Source organism: Aeromonas sp. QDB23, from assembly GCF_027707745.1.
GTDB classification, from domain to species: domain Bacteria; phylum Pseudomonadota; class Gammaproteobacteria; order Enterobacterales; family Aeromonadaceae; genus Aeromonas; species Aeromonas allosaccharophila.
In genome coordinates this window covers 94874-113965 of record NZ_JAPCJA010000006.1, presented here as the reverse complement: position 1 = coordinate 113965, position 19092 = coordinate 94874, and the positions used below count along the sequence as shown (strand labels likewise).

Genomic DNA, 19092 nt, shown 5'->3' with positions numbered 1-19092 from the left:
GCAATGCCGCCCTTTTCTTGCATCAAGGATTACTCACCCTTGGCGGCTTTGAACGCTTCCATCATAGCATTGCTGAACACAACTTCTTCTTGTTGGTTCAGGCTATCGATAGCAACACGCTCATCAGCCTCGTCCTTAGCACGGACAGACAGGCTTACGGTGCGGTTCTTACGATCAACGCCCATGAATTTAGCTTCTACTTCGTCACCAACAGACAGCACCAGAGTGGCGTCTTCTACGCGGTCACGAGCAGCGTCGGAGGCACGCAGGTAGCCTTCTACGCCGTCAGCCAGTTCGATAACGGCACCTTTGGCATCAACCTCGGTAACCTTACCCTTCACGATAGCACCTTTCTTGTTGTCAGCCAGGTACTTGTTGAACGGGTCTTCTTCGATCTGCTTGACACCCAGGGAGATGCGCTCACGCTCCGGATCCACTTGCAGAACAACGGCTTCGATCTCGTCGCCTTTCTTGAATTCACGCACGGCTTCTTCGCCCTGGTTGTTCCAGGAGATGTCAGACAGGTGAACCAGACCGTCGATGCCGCCATCCAGACCGATGAAGATACCGAAGTCAGTGATGGACTTGATCTTGCCGGAAACACGGTCGCCTTTGGCGTGAGTTTCGGCAAACAGCTGCCACGGGTTGGATTTGCACTGCTTCAGACCCAGGGAGATACGACGACGCTCTTCGTCGATGTCCAGAACCATCACGTCAACCACGTCGCCAACGTTAACAACTTTGGACGGGTGGATGTTCTTGTTGGTCCAATCCATCTCGGATACGTGTACCAGGCCTTCAACGCCTTCTTCGATTTCAACGAAGCAGCCGTAGTCGGTCAGGTTGGTCACGCGGCCAGACAGACGGGTGGTCTCCGGGTAACGCTTGGCGATAGCAACCCAGGGATCTTCGCCCAGCTGCTTCAGACCCAGGGATACACGGGTACGCTCGCGGTCGAACTTCAGAACCTTGACAGCGATCTCGTCGCCAACGTTGACGATTTCGGAAGGATGCTTAACGCGCTTCCACGCCATGTCGGTGATGTGCAGCAGGCCGTCAACACCGCCCAGATCTACGAATGCACCGTAGTCGGTCAGGTTCTTGACGATACCCTTAACTTCTTGACCTTCTTGCAGGTTAGCCAGCAGGCTTTCACGCTCGGAGGTATTCTCGGTCTCGATCACGGCACGACGGGAAACAACAACGTTGTTGCGCTTCTGGTCCAGCTTGATGACTTTGAACTCGAGTTCTTTGTTTTCCAGGTGAGCGGTGTCACGGATCGGACGCACGTCAACCAGAGAACCCGGCAGGAAGGCACGGATGCCGTTCAGTTCAACGGTGAAACCACCCTTGACCTTGCCGTTGATGATACCGATAACGGTAGCTTGCTCTTCGTATGCCTTCTCAAGCTGCAGCCAGGCTTCGTGGCGCTTGGCTTTTTCGCGGGACAGCTTGGTTTCGCCGAAACCATCTTCGATAGAGTCCAGAGCCACATCAACGGTATCGCCGACGTTGATTTCCAGCTCGCCCATGGCGTTCTTGAATTCTTCAGCCGGAATAGCGGACTCGGATTTCAGACCGGCGTCAACCAGTACGAAACCGTTCTCGATAGCAACGACAGTACCCTTGACGATGGAACCTTGACGGGTTTCAACGGCGTTCAGGGACTCTTCAAAGAGTTGAGCAAAAGATTCGATCATTGTTTATGTCACAAATGAAACATCCACTTGCAATCCGGCGCAAGCGGGGCTGTTTTAAATAATCTGCGCCATCCTTGGTGCAGACGACCGGGTGTCAGCTTGCGCTGGCATCACCAAGTTGTTGCTCTGCATAGGCGAGCACTGTTGCCAGCACGTCATCTATGGTCATGGCGGTAGAGTCTACCACCAGAGCATCTTCTGCCGGTTTCAGGGGCGCAGTAGCGCGATTTCTGTCGCGATCGTCACGTTCCCGGATCTCGGTTAAAAGACGCTCAAAGTTAACATCAAAGCCCTTATCTTGCAACTGCTTATAGCGGCGCTGGGCCCGTTCTTCGGCGCTGGCGTCGAGGAAAATCTTCACCTCGGCCTCGGGAAAAACCACGGTGCCCATGTCGCGACCATCAGCGATCAGACCCGGAGCCTGACGAAATGCCCGTTGACGGCGCAGCAAGGCTTCGCGTACCCGAGGGAAGGCGGCGATTTTACTGGCGGCATTGCCCACCTCTTCGGTGCGGATGGTGCGCGAGACATCTTCCCCTTCCAGGATCACCTTGACCAGATCCCCTTCAACCTGAAATTGCACATCCAGATTGGCGGCCAGCGGTACTAATGAGGCTTCACTGTCCAGCGCTACATCGTGATGCAGAGCGGCCAGGGACAACACCCGATAGATGGCGCCCGAGTCCAGCAAGTGCCAACCCAGCTTCTCGGCGAGCAGCTGACACAAGGTGCCTTTTCCTGCGCCACTGGGGCCATCAATTGTCATCACGGGGGCCATCTGAGGCATAACTTCTCTCCTGCACTGTGTTGCTCCCATCCCGAGGGGGTGGGTTAATGGGCGCCGATTATACCCGAATGTGGTGAGCCTGGCAGTCATCAATCCGCACAAAGGACCAAAACCACGGCGGGCAGTTGTGCTTGTCTCTTACTTGGACATTTCATTAAGCAATGCAGGGACTTGTTCTTATGGTCGTTGCCGACAAGGCGCGCTAAACTGGCCCCCTTTTTTGAGCCGTTAGCAGTAAGGAGCAACCTATGAGCAGCGTTACCCTCGTGGCCAAATCAAAATTGCCAACCCCCTGGGGCACCTTCACGCTGGTAGGTTTTCAGGAAACCGGCACTGGCAAGGATCACGCCGCACTGGTGATGGGCGACATTACCGGTGAAGAGCCCGTGCTGGGCCGGATCCACTCAGAGTGCCTGACCGGCGACGCCCTGTTCAGCCTGCGTTGTGACTGCGGTTTCCAGTTGCAGGCCGCCATGGAAAATATCGCCAAGGCGGGTCGTGGCGTGTTGTTGTATGTGCGTCAAGAGGGCCGTGGCATCGGTTTGCTCAACAAGATCCGTGCCTATCACCTGCAGGATCAGGGTGCCGATACCGTTGAGGCCAACGTGGCCCTGGGTTTCGCCGCCGACATGCGCGATTACACCATCTGCGCCGATATGCTCAAGCAGCTTGAGGTCAAGTCACTCAAACTGATGACCAACAACCCGCGCAAGATGAAGGCGATGGAATCCTTTGGCATTCCGGTGGCCGAACGGGTGCCGTTGCAGGAAGGGCGCAATCCCCACAACGAGTTCTATCTGTCTACCAAGGCCAACAAGCTGGATCACATGCTGAAGAAGTGAGCCTGCATTGACGAATGCCAGATAGTCAAACGCCTCCAATTCGGAGGCGTTTTTCTTGAGACAGTCACATACCGACCCAGGCTATCGCACTGGCACGGTCAGATTGGCCAGCAGTGCATCAAGCTCTTCGCCAGTGCGGGCAGCACAGCATTGGTCGACCTGCTCCCGGGTCAATTGCGGCGCGAGACGTGCAATCAGGTCATACAGATAGCCGCACAAAAACGCCCCTCTGCGTAACCCGATAGCGGCCACACCACCAGGTAGCCAGGGCACAGCCTTGAGCAGCAGATCCCCATCGCGCTGGAGCTCCCAGGCAAAGGTTGCCATCACCCCGATGCCCATCCCTTGTCTGACATAGGTCTTGAGCACATCGCTGTCGCTCGCACAACAGGCGATACGGCTCTCGGCATGAGCGCAATCAGAGCCCTGAGTAGTGGAGAGAGCCCTTCCGTCAGTCACCAGGGCAAACTCGACCAGCTCGGCCTGGGTCAGCGATGTCGCTTTGGCCAACGGATGATCCTTTGGCAGCACCAAGCCCCGTTGCCACTGAAAACAGGGCAGTATCAGCAGATCGCTCCCTTCCTCCAGATCATCGGCAAGCAGCAGATTGGCAGCGCCATCATGCACGGCTGCGCGGCACTGCGCCGCACTCCCCTGCATAACCGTCACCGAGACTTTGGGAAAGCGGGCCATGAATCCCTTGAGGATGGCAGGCAGAATATAGCGAGCCTGCAGATGGGTGGCAGCAATGGTGAGGGTTCCCTGCTCAGGATGCACATGCTGCCTGGCCATCACCTTGATGGTGGCCACCTTGTCCAGCACCTCGGCGGCCACTTTGATCACATCCCGACCGATGGGGGTGATCTGGGTCAGGTGTTTGCCACTGCGCTCGAAGATCTGGATCCCCAGTTCATCCTCCAGCATCCGCACCTGTTTGCTGATCCCGGGCTGGGAGGTAAAGAGGCTCTCGGCGGTGGCCGACAGATTCAGCCTGTGGTTCGCCACCTCGACGATATAGCGCAATTGCTGCAGTTTCATGGTGTAGCCCTCAAGCGAACCCACCATTAATAGTAACAAACTTTCTGCAAGGGCCCGCCGCCATCAGGCCGGGCGCTCCTTGAGCAGGAAATCGCGCAAAGCACGGTTGGCCATGGAGAGCGGATCGCCACGCCGCCACGCCACACAGAGATCGAGATAGATGGGCGGGTCGAAGGGCACACCACTCAGATCCGGTTCCTCTTCCAGCACCATCCGCAAGAAGGTGGTCACCGCAAAGCCTTGCCGCACCACGGCCTTGAGCAGAGGGATGAGATTGCTCTCGAAGGCGATATCGGGTTCGACGCCCAGGCTCTGGGCCAGCGCCTCCATATGCTCCCGGTGATAGAAACCGCGGCGAAACAGCGCCAACTCCTGAGCAAAAAACTGCGAGAGGGTCACGGCCGGTTCGCCGCGCAGGGGGTGATCATCCCCTACAACCATCAACATCTCTTCGCTTAGCAGATGTGCCCCCTCGATGGCGGGCGGCAGATCACTGGTGATGAGGATGGCCAGATCGAGGGAGCCATCCACCATCCGGCTGAGCAGCTCGCGGGTACCGGCCTCTTCGACCCGGATCTTGAGCCCGGGATAGCGATGCTTGAAGGCCATCAGACGAGGGGGAAAATAGTAGGAACCCATCATATAGGGGATCCCGATCCGCACCTCCCCTCGCTCCAACCCCTTCAGTTCGGCCATCTCAGCCTCGGCCTGATGCATTTGCAGCAACAGGCGCTCGGCATGACGACAGAGCACCTCCCCCTCCGGGGTGAGCCGTACCGCACGGTCCTGCCGATCAAACAGCCGCAACTCGAGCTGCTGCTCCAGTTTGGCGATGGCCATGCTGATGGCAGGTTGTGCCACATGCAGGCTGTTGGCAGCCTTGGTAAACGAACCGGTATCCCTGACCGCCAGCAGATAGGTGAGCTGTTTCAGATCCATGCATCAATTTGTCTTATGAGATAGATAACTTAAATATATTATATTTATAACAGCAAGGACTCTACCCTGACCAAAAGCTGTCAGGACAATACGCAATGATTGAAGTCGGAAGTCGCGAGTGGATACGTGCAACCCTGGCCCTCAGCCTGGGCTCTTTTCTGGTGTTTCTGAACCTCTACCAGACCCACCCCCTGTTACCCCTGATTGCCGAGGTCTTCTCGGTCAACTCCCTCTCGGCCAGCTGGACCCTGGCAGGCTGTACCGCAGGCCTCGCCGCCTCCCTGCTGATCTGCGCCAGACTGGCGGATCGCCATGGCCGTCGGCAGGTCATGCTGGGCACCCTCACCTTGGCAATCCTGCTCTCGTTGTTGATCCCGCTGGTTGAGCAGTTCAGCTCCCTGCTATTGCTGCGCATCCTGCAGGGGGCGCTGCTGGCCGGGTTACCAGCCACTGCGATTGCTTATATGGGGGAAGAGTTCAGCAAACGGGCGCTGCTCTCGGCGGTAGGGGTCTATATTGCCGCCAACTCCCTCGGTGGCATTGCCGGTCGGGTGGTCGGTGGCCTGCTGGCGGGCTGGTTTGGCGACTGGCAGCATACCTTTCTGGGGATTGGTGTTATCAGCCTGTCGCTGTTGCCGCTGGTCTTCTGGCTGCTGCCCCCTCAGACCCGCTTTGTGGCGAGCGCCCCCGTTCGTGGTCAATTTGTCCGCGCCTTGCAGCAACACCTGACCAACCCCTTGCTGGTAGGGGCCTATCTGATTGGCGGCCTCAACTTTATGGTGTTTCTGAACCAGTTCAGCTACCTCACCTTCTTGCTGGCCAAGCCCCCCTTCTCCCTGCCCACTCAATGGCTCGGCATGCTGTTTCTCACCTATCTTTCGGGGACCGTGGCCTCCTCCCTGAGCGGCCGTTTCGCCAACCGCTGGGGGGCACAACGCATGCTGCTGGTCGGGATCGCGCTGATGGCCATCGGCAGTCTGTGGCTGCTGCAGGGCAGTCTGCTCGGGATCCTGAGCGGCTTGCTGGTCTCCAGCTTCGGTTTTTTCCTGGCACACGCCTGTGCCAGTGCCTGGGTCGGTCATCATGTCGAACACAACCGGGCCCTCGCATCCTCCCTCTATCTGGTGGCCTACTATCTGGGAGCCAGTCTGGGTGGGCTTTACTTGCACCCGTTCTGGGAACGGGGCGAGCTGGGCGGGTTGGTCATGGGAATTGAACTGGTCCTCATCCTGACGGTGGGCTTGAGCCTCTGGCTTGGTCGTCTCAAGCAACAAACAGAATCGCCACTGCCCACCCAGCAACCCCACCGGCACGGGTAAGGGGCTCCGCGCAAACAGGCTCACGCACAATTAGATAACCATCTCGCGGCCAAGCACCGCCAGATAGCAAAAGGTGTCACACGGTGATAATGCCGATCATTTAAGGATCCATTGACCGATCCTTCTAGCCCCCTTTGTCGCCCCCAGCACTTTCCTGCAAGCTAGCAAAAAGCTTGGCCACAAGAGCATCGAGCGGCGGTTCCACGACACCGCCGCAGGCAGGCACCCGCAGGCCAATGTAGTGGTCTAATCACCCCGGTTGGGCCAAGCTGCAGCTGCTTGCCGTCGATAGAGTGATGTGGCGCACGCCCGATCCCCCGGACAACTCTGCCGCCTTTGCCAAGTCCGGTACCCAGCAGGCGAGACCGCCTATCCGCAGGTTCGCATACTTTGTCAGATGGAGCTAACCAGCCACCAGCTTGTTCAAACCGTCATGGATAGCTGCGCCGTCAACGAGATTGTGCTGGCGGAGAAGCTTATCGACCACACGCCAGGCAAACCACCGGCAACGAGCGGCACTGGCTGCTGCCACTCAACGCGGGGGCGCAAAGAAGTGGCCGCTGTTGCCCGAAACGATAGAAGCCCGCTTGCTGACTCGTACTATCAACGGCAAGGAGCACCAAGTGTTGACCTCGATGGTCGACCCGATGCGTTTCCCTGGGACTGACATCGTCGAGCTCTACAACCATCGCTGGGAAATATAGATCTGGGCTATCGGGAGATGAAACACAACCTGCAACAACACCGACTGACCCTGCGCAGCCAGATGGTGAAGATGGCCGCGAGTCTCAAGGGAGACTTGGCTAGCCAGCTGAGTTTTCACATGGCGTCGGTCTATCTCATTCATGAACTGAGCTGCATGCTGTACATGTCGCCGGGGACTATCCCGAAGCGGGTAGCTGAGCTGGAGAAACAGGCGGGACAGTTTGTATTGCCAGAACGAAGGGAGCGAGGTTACCCCCGCTGCGTGAAGCCAAGGCCACAGAGGTATAGTGTGAAAAAAGCCAATAAAAACAATGCCAGTCAGGCTTAACTGACTGGCATTACCCACAAGGAGCCCTGTTTATTTGTGTATCACTGACGTATTGGCTCAGGTAAAGCTGGTGGCGGGCAACTGGCAGGCCACGGCTTCGCGGCGCAGTTGCTGCAAGCGGGCAAGCAGTCCGCTCTGGCCCAGTTCCGTCTCCTGAGGCGAGAGATTGTCCACCAGCAGCGGATAGTGATCCGTCACCGCCTGCATCAGCCAGTCGAGACGGCGCAGGGTGAGCGGGCCGCAGCTTTGGCCGCTCAGATCATCGGCCACATCGAGCCGGTGGCTGCGATACATGTCCCGCCACCAGCTGGCGACCAGCGCCTCGTCGCTCGCCAGTGCGGCGCTCCACTCCCCCTGCAAGGCATGCAAGCGGGCCAGCACTGGCGCACTGGCCCCTTCACGGATCAGGTGATGGATCTCCCGTTTCACCCATTTCAGACAAAGCTCGCGCCAGTAGCGAAATTGCGGCAAGGGATCGGCCTCATCGAGCCAGAGCCCTGACAGGGTGCGGGTCTCCAGCCGCTCCGGCACATGGAACTGCGGGTCGACCAGACCGTTGGAGTTGTATTCAAAGCGGGGATCGAAGGTCCACATATAGCCAAAATCGAACACGCTGATCTGCTCGCCGTCATCGAGCAGGTTGCCCGGGCTCGGGTCCCAGTCAAACCAGCCCCAGCGGGCCAGCTCCCCCTGCACCTCCAGCATCTGGGCCAGATTACGTTCGTTGAGCTGATGCACCGGCACGCCCCGCAACCAGGGGGAGACCAGCACTCCGGCCCGCGCCGAGCCAAAGCTGGTGCAGACCACATGGGAGAGGATGGTGGGATGCAGCTCGCGCAGCGCCTCGATTTCGCGCCGCCGCTCCAGTTCGGTCAGAAAGGCGGTCTTGCCATCGAGGTTGGCCACCAGCGAATCCTGACGCCGCCGCTTGAGGCACCAGTGGTGCCCTTCCACCTTGAGGTGAAACACCTCGGCGGTGAGACCGTGACGATAGACCTTGATCACCGCCGGATGGGTATCCTTCAGTTTGACCAGCTGTGCCAGCGGCAACGGGCAGTCACGCTCGCGTCCGATCCGGATCTCTTCCTTGCTCTCCAGCATGCGCAGCAATCTGGCCTGGCGCGCCATCACCTTAGGATTCATACATGTACCTCCTGTCGCTATTGAGAGACTAAACAGCGCCTTTCTCCCAGGCCAGCGGCAAAACCCCATGATGACGCTTTCATCACATATTCCGTGCAACCCCTCGATCGGGATCACAATTTGCAAGGTTGAACTGTAACCAAATATTCATTGAGTGGTCATTAAATTGACAACCCGGAACAAGGCCCGCACCATCGGGTCAAACTCTATGCGGATGAACGATCTCTCCCTCACTCGCTCAAAGGATGAGCTTATATGAATCGCCCCTCCTCAGGCCGCCACCGCGTCCTGAGTCTGCCCTCTGGGCTGCTGGCCCTGCTGGGCGGATTGCTGCTGCTGACGCTGTTATTGCCGCTGATCAATCCCGGCAGCTGGCTGGGCCGTGCCCAGCCGCTGGTGCTGGGTCCCGCCGACAATCCGCTGGCGACCCTCACCCGCCACGCCCAGCTCTATAAAAGCGACAGCCGCGGCCTCTATCTGGTGGTGCGCAGCCAGTGGCAGTTGCGAGGGCCGCTGCAAGCGGGGGACAAGGTACGGGTGGAGCTGCTCAACGACAAGGGAGAGCGGATCGACGAGCTGAGTCAGGCGGTGGATAAACGTCAGGTTTGCCGCAATAACCGCTGCTCATTGGATCTCAACAGCACCCTGCGCGCCCCGGACGACGCGCTGGCCAGCCGCTATCAGCTGCGCATCGGCCTGCTACTCAAGGATCGCCCCGAGAGCGGCGATTTCAGCCAGATCCTGCAAACCCTGCCGGAGCAGGGCTTCAACCTCACCTATCTGGTGGTGAGCCTGACTCTGGTGCTGGCCCTGAGCGCCGCCGTGCTCAAAACTGTGCTGCCCAAGCTGCGCCGCAGCCTGCGCTGGCGGATCATCGGCAGCCTGCTGCTCGGCAACCTCACCTTCGTGCTGCTGCACGGCTTCGTGGTGTTCAAGCTGGGGGAGTTTCTGCTCTGGTCAGGCTTTCGGCCGGAGCACTACTACCTCGCCTGGGGCAGCATGGTGCTGGGCTGGAGCCTCTGCGCGCTGGCGGGCTTCAACCTCTATATGGGGCTGGTCTTTACCGCGCTTTCGGGCATAGGTCTGCTCGCCAACTTTATGAAGATCGCCATCTACGGCGTGCCGCTCGGCGGGGATGATTTTGGCAACCTGCTGGCGCTACTGCGGATCCTGCTCGATCAACATCCCATCCTGCCCATCTTCACCCTCTTGCTGGCTCTTTTTCTCTGCTGGCGCTTCGCCCTGTCACGCTGGGTGTTACGCACTGCCGCCGCCACCGTCGCCTTCTTTGCGCTGTGCGTGTTTGCCACCCAGACAGGCAACAAGCTGCTGGGGGCCAACATTCGTTACGTGGACCGCGCGGTCAACTACCACAGGGACATCATCCGCTCCGGCCCCGGCCTCTATCTGTTCAATCTGGTGGACGAGATGCTGCAAAGCGGCAGCGTGTTTCGCTACCCCTTGCAGATCAACGAGCTGACCCCGCAGCTGAGCCATCCGCCCCAAGGCATTGCGCCGCGCTGGGATCTGGTGATCGTGCTGCAATATGAGTCGCTCTGGCTCGACTGGAAGGGGCGGATCTGCGCCCCGGCCCCTACTCTCTCCCTGCCTGCCAGCGTGCAGCAGTGGCACAAGACCATCCACTCCCCCACCACCGGCGGCATGACGGTGCTGGCGGAGTTCGAGATGAACACCGGCCTGCCGGTGGGCTTGCTCAAGCAGGGTGTGGTGCCCTACTACTACCTCTCGGAGCAGGTGCCGGGGCTGGCCCAGAGCGCCAGACAGAGCGGCTATAAGACGCTGTTCGCCCACCCCTATGTGGAAAAATTCTGGGGCCGCGCCAAGGCGATCCCGGCGCTCGGCTACGAGGAGCGCTGGTTCGATACCCGCTTCACCACCCTAGAGCACAAGGGACTCTATATTTCCGACGATGCGCTGATCGACCATATGCTCAAGCGCAGCGAGCAGGATAGCCAGCCGCTGTTTGCCTACGCGGTCACCATGCAGGGGCACGGCCCCTTCGATGGCCCCCGCTATCAGGGGCAGGAGCGCAGCGGCGCCTGCCCGAACCAGAGCGAGAGCGACACCCAGCTGCTCAACACCTACTACACCGGGGTGGTGGATGCCATGGCCTCGCTGGAGCGGCTGCTCAAGACCCTCGACCAGTCGGGCAAACGCTATCTGGTGGTGGCCTTTGGCGATCACCAGCCATTTTTGATGTCCGCCGGCAAGGGTATTCACGGCGACAAACCGGCGCGCGATGCCACCTACCAGATCCCCATGATGGCCTTTGCCCGCGCCGATGATCCCCTCAATCTGGCAACCCAGTTTGCGCCAGTGCGCCAGCTCTACCAGATGGGTCAGGCCACTCGTCAGCTGCTGGCGGGGGATATCACCCCCATCGAGGACAAACCTCTGCTCCATCCGGTGCTGGGGGAAGAAAAAGGGTTCGACCCATCGAGCCTGGTGCCGCAGATCCGCGCCAGCTTCCGGCCCGATGCCCTGCCCTGATCCCACCCCACAAAAACAGACAAGGCCGCATCAGCGGCCTTGTTTTTTGACATTCATTTAGCACTCATTCTGCTCGCCACCAGGGCTGCAGCAAGGTGAGCTGCTGACGGTCGAGATCGAGCGCCACCTCGATGCCCAGCGGCAGCGTCAGCATGGGGTGGGTATGGGCACAATCAAACTCCGCCAGAATGGGGAAGTTCAGCTCCCCCACCACCTCCAGCAGGATATCGAGCGGGCGCTTGCCGCTACCCTGATCGTTGAACAACTCGTGTTTGCCGAGAATAAGGCCGCCGATCCGATCAAAGACGCCACACAGCTTGAGATGGGCGAAGGATCGCTCCAGCGTCTCGGCAGATTTCAGGCTGTCCTCCAGCAACAGAATGTCACCGCGCTCGATGGCGGGCATATAGGGGGAACCCCAGATCCCCGCCATGGTGTTGAGGTTGCCGCCGATCAGCCGTCCCTCTACCCGCCCTGTCCCCACCGAGATCAGTCGGTTGGGCTGGCAGAGCTTGGCCCGGGTCTGGTTTTCCCAATCCAGTCGCTCATCGCTCGAGTGCGCGGGGGTAGGCAGCGTGCAGGGGACGCCAGCTTCATCAGCCAGCACAATCTGTAAAAAACTTGCCAGCGTCTCGTCCACCAGCGGCGGTAACTCGCCAAAGGAGGCCACCAGCGCCGGGCCATAAAAAGTAACCAGGCCAGTTTGGGCATGGATGCCGAGCAGCAGCGCCGTCACATCGGAGTAGCCAACGATGATTTTGGGATCGCGCCTCAGCGCCTCGAAATCGAGGTAGGGCAGCAGGGAGTTGGAGTTGCTGCCGCCAATCACCGACATGATGCAGCGCACTTGCGGGTCGCGAATAAGGGCGTTGAGCTCTTCGGCCCGCGCGGCGATGGAGCCGGATCGCCAGTGATCCTGCTGGCCAGTCAGGCTGCCCGCCTTGAGCCGGAAGCCCTTCCCCTCAAGAAACGCCCTGGCGCGGGCAAAACGGTTGGGGGCCCAGGCGGTCGCCGCGCTGGAGGGGGAGAAAAAAGCGATGGTATCGCCACGTTTGAGCAGCGGGGGAACCAATAACGTCATGACACGCGCATCCTTGCCAACATCCAGCCATTACAGAATCTTTGAGACTCTTACATAACCCCTTTGATCACAACGGGTTTTATCGTTAGCGTTTAGAAATACCAAACACTTGATTCATTATTAACAGATATTCTAAACGCTATCCCCTTCCTAGAATGACCTCATTGCGATGGCCAACCCCGGTTGGCTATCAAAGCGGTCGGTCTGACAGCCCGGACGTTTCTCCCCCACTTATCTTTTATCTCTCACTTATCAATGAGGTGCTTGTCATGAATAGAACCGCATCCCCCAGCGCATTGGTTGTAGAAGGCGGTGCCATGCGTGGCATCTTTGCCAGCGGTGTGCTGGATGCGTTTATCGAGCATGACTATCGCCCCTTTGACTTCGCCATCGGCGTCTCGGCAGGGGCCACCAACCTCTTGGCCTACCTCGCCAGCCAGCATGGCCGCAGCCACGACATCCTGACCGAGCTGGCGTGCAGCCAGCAGTTTATGGATCCCCTGCGCTTTGCCAAGGGGGGCAATCTGGTGGATATCCACTGGCTGTGGAACACCAGCTGCCGCAAATACCCCCTCGATATCCATCGCTATCGCGAGACCGGCATCCCCTTTTATGCGGTGGTGACCAATACCCTGACCGGCAAGGCGGAGTACATCCGGGTCAAGCCGGAGAACATGAACGAGGTGCTGCCCGCCAGCTGCGCCATTCCCCTCGCCTCCCACGAATACCCGGAGGTCCATGGGGTACCGATGACAGATGGCGGCGTCGCCGACTCCATCCCGGTGATCGAGGCCTACCGCCGCGGTGCCCGTCATATGACGGTGATCCTCTCCGAGCCGCTCGGCTACCGGCTCAAACCGATGCCGTTCCCCTGGATGATCCGCACCCTGCTCAAGACCCGCCCCGCGCTGGCCTATGCGCTGGAGCAGCGGGATCGCAGCTACAACGAGGCGCTCGATTTTATCGCCAATCCGCCGGCTGACTGCCAGATCGAGGTGATCGCCCCGGCCGACTACTTCCCCGTGTCCCGTTTTACCCGCGATATCAACAAGCTGGAGATGGGATACGTGATGGGCAAGTGCGCTGGCTATCAGGCCGCCCTGCTCAATTGATGACAGGCATGACCCGACCTGCCGCGACGCACGCGCCGCCAACACAATAACAATCGGGTCAGTTGAGCAACATGAGTCATAAAAACAGACCGTGGCGAGGCAAGCGCGGCCAGAACCGGTGCCAGACACTCTGAGCAGCCAGCCCCTCATCCCTATGCCAGGGCATCTCACCCTCATACAAGGTGTTTATTTATGTCGTTTCTTCTCACCCATCCCGCGCTGGCGCAGCTGTTCGAGCGGCTGCTGCCCGATTACCGGATCATGGCGCCCGCGGCCGAATATCGGGGCGGCCGCTTCTCCGACACCGACAACGTCACCTACCACAGCATCCGCCATCCGGCCGAGCTGGTGTGGCAGGAGAAGTCCCACTTCTCCCCGAAAGAGGTGGTGCTCCCCATCACCCAGACCCTGTTCCACTTCGACAATCTGGAGCTGCGCGAATCCAAGGTGGAGGCCAAGCCCACCCTGCTGTTCTTGCGCAGCTGCGATATCCACGCCCTGCGCCGACTGGATCAGGTCTATCTCAAGAACGGCCAGAACAGCGACGTCTACTACGCCAGACTGCGCAGCAAGCTCAAGCTGGTGCTGCTGGAGTGCCGCGAGAGCTTCGAGAACTGCTTCTGCGTCTCCATGGGGAGCAACGAGACCCGAGACTACGCCGCTGCTATTCGTCTGAGTGATGAGGGTGCCCGTATCGAGGTCAAGGATCCCGAGCTGCTCGGCTACTTTGCCGAGCTGGGCGAATCCGATGACTTCACCCCGGAGTTTGTCCAGAGCAACCCGGTCAAGGTACGCCCCCCGGACAGCGTCTGTGACGACCCCCAGCGGATCCGCCAGATCCTCACAGCTCACCCGGTCTGGGCCGAGTACGACAGCCGCTGCATCGGGTGCGGCCGCTGCACCACCTCCTGCCCGACCTGCAGCTGCTACAGCGTGCACGACCTCACCTATGCAGAGAATCCCAAGCAGGGTGAACGCCGTCGCCAGTGGGCCAGTTGCATGGTGGATGGCTTCAGCGACATGGCCGGTGGCCACGGTTTTCGCGCCAAACATGGCGAGCGCCTGCGTTATCGCGCCCTGCACAAGGTCAACGACTACAAGGCCCGTCAGGGAGAGGAGCACATGTGCGTCGGCTGCGGCCGCTGCGACGATCGCTGCCCTCACTACATCTCCTTTAGCAACATCATCAACAAGATGACCGATGTGGTCGAACAGACCATCGCAGCCGACCACGCGCAGGGGGCGAACTGATATGTGCCAGTGCCAGCAAACCGCAACAGCAGAACAACAGCAGAACGTGGTCGAAAACCGTCTGCTGCCCAAGGCCTACACCATTCTGGCCATCGAGCGTCACACCGAGCTTGAGTGGAACTTTCGGGTATCACGCGATTTTGATGTCCACTACGGCCAGTTTGTGGAGATCTCCCTGCCTACCGTCGGCGAAGCGCCCATCTCGGTCTCCGACTATGGCGATGGCTATGTGGATCTGTTGATCCGCAAAGTCGGCAAGGTAACCGATGCGCTGTTTGCCCTCGATGTGGGCGACAAGGTGTGGATGCGCGGCGTCCATGGCAACGGCTATCCGCTGGAGGCCTACCGCGACCAGCACCTCATCGTGGTGGCGGGCGGCACCGGCGTCGCCCCGGTCAAGGGGCTGCTGCGCCGCTTCAGCAAACATCCGGAAGAAGTGAAGTCCCTCGACATGATCCTCGGCTTCAAGAACGAGCAGGCGGTGCTCTATCGCCACGAGATGCCGCTCTGGGCCGAGCAGCAGAACCTCATCGTCACCCTGGATGAGGGCAAGGAGAGCGAGCAGTTTCGCATTGGCCGGGTCACTGACTACATCGACCAACTGGATCTCGCTGACAAGGAGGATATCCAGGTGATCGTGGTCGGCCCCCCCATCATGATCCGCTTCGTGGTACTCGCCTTCCTCGAGCGGGGCATCCCCAAGGATCGCATCTGGGTCGACTACGAACGCCGCATGGCTTGCGCCGTGGGCAAGTGTGGCCACTGCCGGATGGGCGACACCTATATCTGCGTGGATGGACCGGTCTTTCGTTTTGACCAGGCCCAGCATCTGATCGACTGAGGGAGAACACCATGAGTCTCGATATCGACATCATCAAGGCCCGCGCCAAGAACGAATACCGCCTCTCCAAGGTGCGCGGCGAAGCGATGATCAGCGTACGCATTCCAGGCGGGATCATGCCCGCCCACCTGCTGGCGGTGGCCCAGCAGATCGCCGAACAGTACGGCAACGGCCTGATCCACCTCACCACCCGCCAGAAGCTGGCGATGCCCGGCATCAAGTATCAGGACATGGACAAGGTCAACGCCGCCCTCGAGCCCTTTATCAAGGAGATCGAGGTTGAGACCTGCGGCATCGAGGTAGAGGACACCCGCGCCGGTTACCAGACCATCGGCGGGCGCAACATCGTCGCCTGTCAGGGCAACACCATCTGCCAGAAGGGCAATATCGACTGTACCGGGCTGGCCCAGCGGATGGAGAAACACCTCTACCCCAACCCCTACCACCTCAAGATGGTGATCGCTGGCTGCCCCAACGACTGCGCCAAGGCCAACATGGCCGACTTCGGCATCCTCGGCATCGCCAAAATCCACTTCAATGCCGAGCGCTGTATCGGCTGCGGCGCCTGCGTCAAGGCGTGCAGCCACCACGCGGTAGATTGCCTCGCCATCAAGCATGGCAAGGCAGTCAAGGAGGAGAGCAAGTGCATCGGCTGTGGCGAGTGCGTGCTGGCCTGCCCGACCCTGGCCTGGCAGCGGGATCCCAAGCAGCTCTATATGGTCAAGCTGGGGGGACGCACCAGCAAGAAGACCCCTCGTACCGGCAAGCTGTTCCTCAACTGGGTCACCGAAGAGGTGCTGCACGCGGTGATCAAGAACCTGTTCGAGTTCGAGGCCGAGATGCTGGATGGCAAGCCCATCTACCTGCACATGGGTCACCTTATCGACCGAGCCGGTTATCACAAGTTCAAGGAGCGGGTGCTGCGCGGCGTCACCCTCAATCCGGAAGCCATGGTCGCTGACCGCATCTTCTGGGCCGAAGATCAGTACGTCGCCAACATGCACGTCAAAGCGGTGCAATAGAAAAACCTCGTTTGGGGAAGCGTGATCAAGTGGCCGACACCGGTGGGGATCTGTCGTTGGCCCGGGCGTCGATCACCCTTCCCCTTTTTTATTCCCGTCGGGGGACCGTTCCCCCGACCATCCGGGGTGCGTCACGGCGCGCCCTGCTACCTCGCCCGACGCGGCATTGCGAGCGGGCCTGCATCCGGAGCCTGTTATGGACTTTCTCCCTCTCTTTTGTCAGCTGCAAAACAAGCCGGTGCTTATCGTTGGCGGCGGTGAGGTGGCGGTGCGCAAGGCGCGCCTGCTGCTCGATGCCAAGGCGAAGATCACCATCAATGCCCCGCATCTCGAACCCCAGCTGATGAGCTGGGCCGAGCAGGGTCGCCTGACCGTCTGCGCTGCAGATTTTCACCCCGAGCTGCTCGATGGCAAGTGGCTGGTTATCGCCGCCACTGACAATCCAGAGGTCAATCATCAGGTCTTCAGCGAAGCGAATCTGCGCCAAATCTTCTGCAACGTAGTGGACTCACCCGCCCACTGCAGCGCCATCATGCCAGCCATCATCGACCGCTCGCCGCTGATGGTGGCCATCTCCAGCGCAGGTTCGGCGCCGGTACTGAGCCGCCAACTGCGGGAGAAAATCGAAGCCATGCTGCCGCAACACCTCGGCCAGCTCGCGGCGCTGGCCGGACGCCTGCGCGAGCGAGTAAAGGCCATACCGGACAAGCTGGCCCGCCGCCGCTTCTGGGAACGGCTCTTTAGCCACGATCGCCTCGCCCTCCAGCTGGCGCGCGGCCAACAGCAGGCAGCCGAACAGAGCGTCGCCGAGCTGCTCAACGAGCCGCTGCAGAGCAAAGGGAGCGTCACCCTGGTGGGGGCTGGCCCCGGCGATGCGGGGCTGCTTACCCTAAGCGGTCTGCAGCAGCTGCAACAGGCAGATGTGGTGGTCTATGACCGGCTGGTCTCGCAGGAGGTGCTGGCACTTGTTCGCCGGGATGCCGAGCGGATCTTTGTTGGCAAGGAGGCGGGCCGCCACTGTGTGCCCCAGCAGGCGATCAACCAGCTGTTGCTGGAGCAGGCTCGCCTAGGCAAACAGGTGGTACGGCTCAAGGGGGGCGATCCCTTTATCTTTGGCCGGGGCGGCGAGGAGCTGGAGACTTTGGCCGAGGCAGGCATCCCCTTCTCGGTAGTGCCGGGCATCACCGCGGCCTCGGGTTGCGCCGCCTACAGCGGCATTCCCCTCACCCACCGCGACCATGCCCAGCGAGTGCAGTTCATCACCGGGCACGACAAGGAGGGCAATATCGCCCAGGAGTGGTCGGCGCTGGCCGCGCCTCACCAGACTCTGGTGTTCTACATGGGTCTAGCCCACGCCGCTCGCATTCAGGATGAGCTGCAAACCCACGGTATGCCCGGCCACACCCCGGTGGCGCTGGTAGAGCAAGGCACCCAGCTGAGTCAACGAGTGGTACGCGGCGAGCTGCAACAGCTGGCCGCACTGGCTCGTCAGGTGAAGAGCCCGAGCCTGATCATCATCGGCTCTGTGGTGACCCTCGCCGACAAGTTGGACTGGTATGGGGAGGCCAACACCCTCACCGGGGTCTGATCCGGCAGATGCGCCCAAGGGGCGAGATAATGCCCTCCAGAGACAAAAAGCAGACACCGTGCAACCGGTGTCTGCTTTTTTCATCAACAGGATCAGCGCTAAACCACGCGCCCGTTACTCCAGCGTGATGGGGCCGGTGTTCTGGGCATCGCTGTCATTCCAGCCGCTCTCATAACGAATGCGCGGATCCCCCTGCAGGGTGTAGAGAATGGTGCCCTGACGAAACTGCAGCGCACCATCGGCCCGCTTGGCCTTCACCTTGCCCCCGTTGACCCACACCTGCTCCTTGCCATCCACCTGAATGTTGGCCACGGTGGCACCGGTCTCGCTATTTTTGGCGGTCCACTTGCCTTGATAAGGGGAATCCCCTTTAGCCATCGGCAGCGCAGCCGCCTTGCCAGCAGACCAGGCGCTGACCGTACAGATGCCGTTGGCTCGCTTGTCATGCTTGATGGCGTAATCGACGCTGGGCTCGCTGGTCGCGGAGTCAGAGGTGATGCCGATCATGATCTTGCCGCTCTGGGCGGTATAGGCGGTCGGCGCATCGGTTTTCAGCGTGGCCTTCTTGCCATTGATAAAGACATTGCCCCCTTGCGCCTTGACCTGAATATTCATCGGGCAGCTGGCGGTAAAGTTGGGAACGGCCGCGACGGCACTACCGGCATAAGCGGCGATGGCCAGCGTGATAACAGTCAACAGAGCAGATTTTTTGTGCATCTTGATACGCCTTCAAGAAAGAGTGATTCATGCAAAATGGGGTCATCCGTGATGAGGTGTCGTCCTGATGGCTGCCACTCTAGTCCGGCGAATCAGGGGGGCCCAGTTAAAAAAAATAAAACCCGCCCCATCGGGTTATGAAAAAATATAAAAGTTTGAAATCATCAA

General features: G+C 59.9%; 15 protein-coding genes and 1 pseudogene. 9 read left to right on the top strand and 7 right to left on the bottom strand.

Annotation, left to right across the window (positions count from 1 at the left end; all coding sequences use genetic code 11):
* Positions 1 to 29: 29 nt before the first annotated feature.
* Positions 30 to 1700 carry a 30S ribosomal protein S1 gene (rpsA, locus tag PG888_RS04845; protein ID WP_042013223.1) on the bottom strand — a complete coding sequence of 557 codons (1671 nt, stop codon included), beginning with the start codon at positions 1698 to 1700 and terminating at the stop codon, positions 30 to 32.
* 94 nt (positions 1701 to 1794) lie between these two features.
* Complete coding sequence (cmk, locus tag PG888_RS04840) at positions 1795 to 2487, bottom strand: (d)CMP kinase (RefSeq protein WP_042057282.1); 693 nt, start codon at positions 2485 to 2487, stop codon at positions 1795 to 1797.
* Positions 2488 to 2735: 248 nt separating this feature from the next.
* Between cmk and ribA the strand changes: the two genes are divergently transcribed.
* Positions 2736 to 3329, top strand: a complete 594-nt coding sequence (gene ribA / locus PG888_RS04835; protein ID WP_005337152.1) for a GTP cyclohydrolase II — start codon at positions 2736 to 2738, stop codon at positions 3327 to 3329.
* Between the two features lie 81 nt (positions 3330 to 3410).
* Here the strand turns inward: ribA and PG888_RS04830 are convergent, their stop codons facing one another.
* Both PG888_RS04830 and PG888_RS04825 read right to left on the bottom strand, forming a co-directional pair.
* Entirely contained in the window at positions 3411 to 4367 is a 957-nt protein-coding gene (locus PG888_RS04830; RefSeq protein WP_182939463.1) for a LysR substrate-binding domain-containing protein, read from the bottom strand.
* Between the two features lie 63 nt (positions 4368 to 4430).
* Positions 4431 to 5306 carry a LysR family transcriptional regulator gene (locus PG888_RS04825; protein WP_182939462.1) on the bottom strand — a complete coding sequence of 292 codons (876 nt, stop codon included), beginning with the start codon at positions 5304 to 5306 and terminating at the stop codon, positions 4431 to 4433.
* A gap of 95 nt (positions 5307 to 5401) precedes the next feature.
* Between PG888_RS04825 and PG888_RS04820 the strand changes: the two genes are divergently transcribed.
* Both PG888_RS04820 and PG888_RS04815 read left to right on the top strand, forming a co-directional pair.
* Positions 5402 to 6625 (top strand): MFS transporter, encoded by a 1224-nt coding sequence (locus PG888_RS04820; protein WP_182939461.1) that lies wholly within the window; start codon positions 5402 to 5404, stop codon positions 6623 to 6625.
* A gap of 130 nt (positions 6626 to 6755) precedes the next feature.
* A pseudogene (locus PG888_RS04815) lies at positions 6756 to 7658 on the top strand (transposase); the annotation flags it as partial.
* Positions 7659 to 7715: 57 nt separating this feature from the next.
* Here the strand turns inward: PG888_RS04815 and PG888_RS04810 are convergent.
* Positions 7716 to 8801 (bottom strand): hypothetical protein, encoded by a 1086-nt coding sequence (locus PG888_RS04810; protein WP_182939460.1) that lies wholly within the window; start codon positions 8799 to 8801, stop codon positions 7716 to 7718.
* A 255-nt stretch (positions 8802 to 9056) separates the two neighbouring features.
* Between PG888_RS04810 and PG888_RS04805 the strand changes: the two genes are divergently transcribed.
* Positions 9057 to 11312, top strand: coding sequence for an LTA synthase family protein (locus PG888_RS04805; protein WP_270692844.1), 2256 nt, complete (start codon positions 9057 to 9059; stop codon positions 11310 to 11312).
* A 64-nt stretch (positions 11313 to 11376) separates the two neighbouring features.
* On the opposite strand, the gene PG888_RS04800 is transcribed toward PG888_RS04805, so the two are convergent.
* Positions 11377 to 12393 (bottom strand): S66 family peptidase, encoded by a 1017-nt coding sequence (locus tag PG888_RS04800; RefSeq protein ID WP_182939458.1) that lies wholly within the window; start codon positions 12391 to 12393, stop codon positions 11377 to 11379.
* Between the two features lie 269 nt (positions 12394 to 12662).
* Here PG888_RS04800 and PG888_RS04795 point away from each other — a divergent pair, with 269 nt between their 5' ends.
* From PG888_RS04795 to cysG, 5 genes are all read left to right on the top strand, one after another.
* Positions 12663 to 13505 carry a patatin-like phospholipase family protein gene (locus PG888_RS04795; RefSeq protein WP_182939457.1) on the top strand — a complete coding sequence of 281 codons (843 nt, stop codon included), beginning with the start codon at positions 12663 to 12665 and terminating at the stop codon, positions 13503 to 13505.
* Between the two features lie 192 nt (positions 13506 to 13697).
* Positions 13698 to 14756 (top strand): anaerobic sulfite reductase subunit AsrA, encoded by a 1059-nt coding sequence (gene asrA / locus PG888_RS04790; RefSeq protein WP_270692845.1) that lies wholly within the window; start codon positions 13698 to 13700, stop codon positions 14754 to 14756.
* 1 nt (position 14757) lies between these two features.
* Positions 14758 to 15597: an anaerobic sulfite reductase subunit AsrB gene (gene asrB / locus PG888_RS04785; RefSeq protein ID WP_182939453.1), complete on the top strand. Its 840-nt coding sequence runs from the start codon at positions 14758 to 14760 to the stop codon at positions 15595 to 15597.
* 11 nt (positions 15598 to 15608) lie between these two features.
* Positions 15609 to 16619, top strand: coding sequence for a sulfite reductase subunit C (gene asrC, locus PG888_RS04780; protein ID WP_058051680.1), 1011 nt, complete (start codon positions 15609 to 15611; stop codon positions 16617 to 16619).
* A gap of 196 nt (positions 16620 to 16815) precedes the next feature.
* Complete coding sequence (gene cysG, locus PG888_RS04775; protein WP_182939452.1) at positions 16816 to 18207, top strand: siroheme synthase CysG; 1392 nt, start codon at positions 16816 to 16818, stop codon at positions 18205 to 18207.
* Positions 18208 to 18321: 114 nt separating this feature from the next.
* Here the strand turns inward: cysG and PG888_RS04770 are convergent, their stop codons facing one another.
* The gene (locus PG888_RS04770; protein WP_182939451.1) at positions 18322 to 18924 is read right to left on the bottom strand and encodes a hypothetical protein; all 603 of its coding nucleotides are present in this window, start codon (positions 18922 to 18924) and stop codon (positions 18322 to 18324) included.
* Positions 18925 to 19092 lie beyond the last annotated feature (168 nt).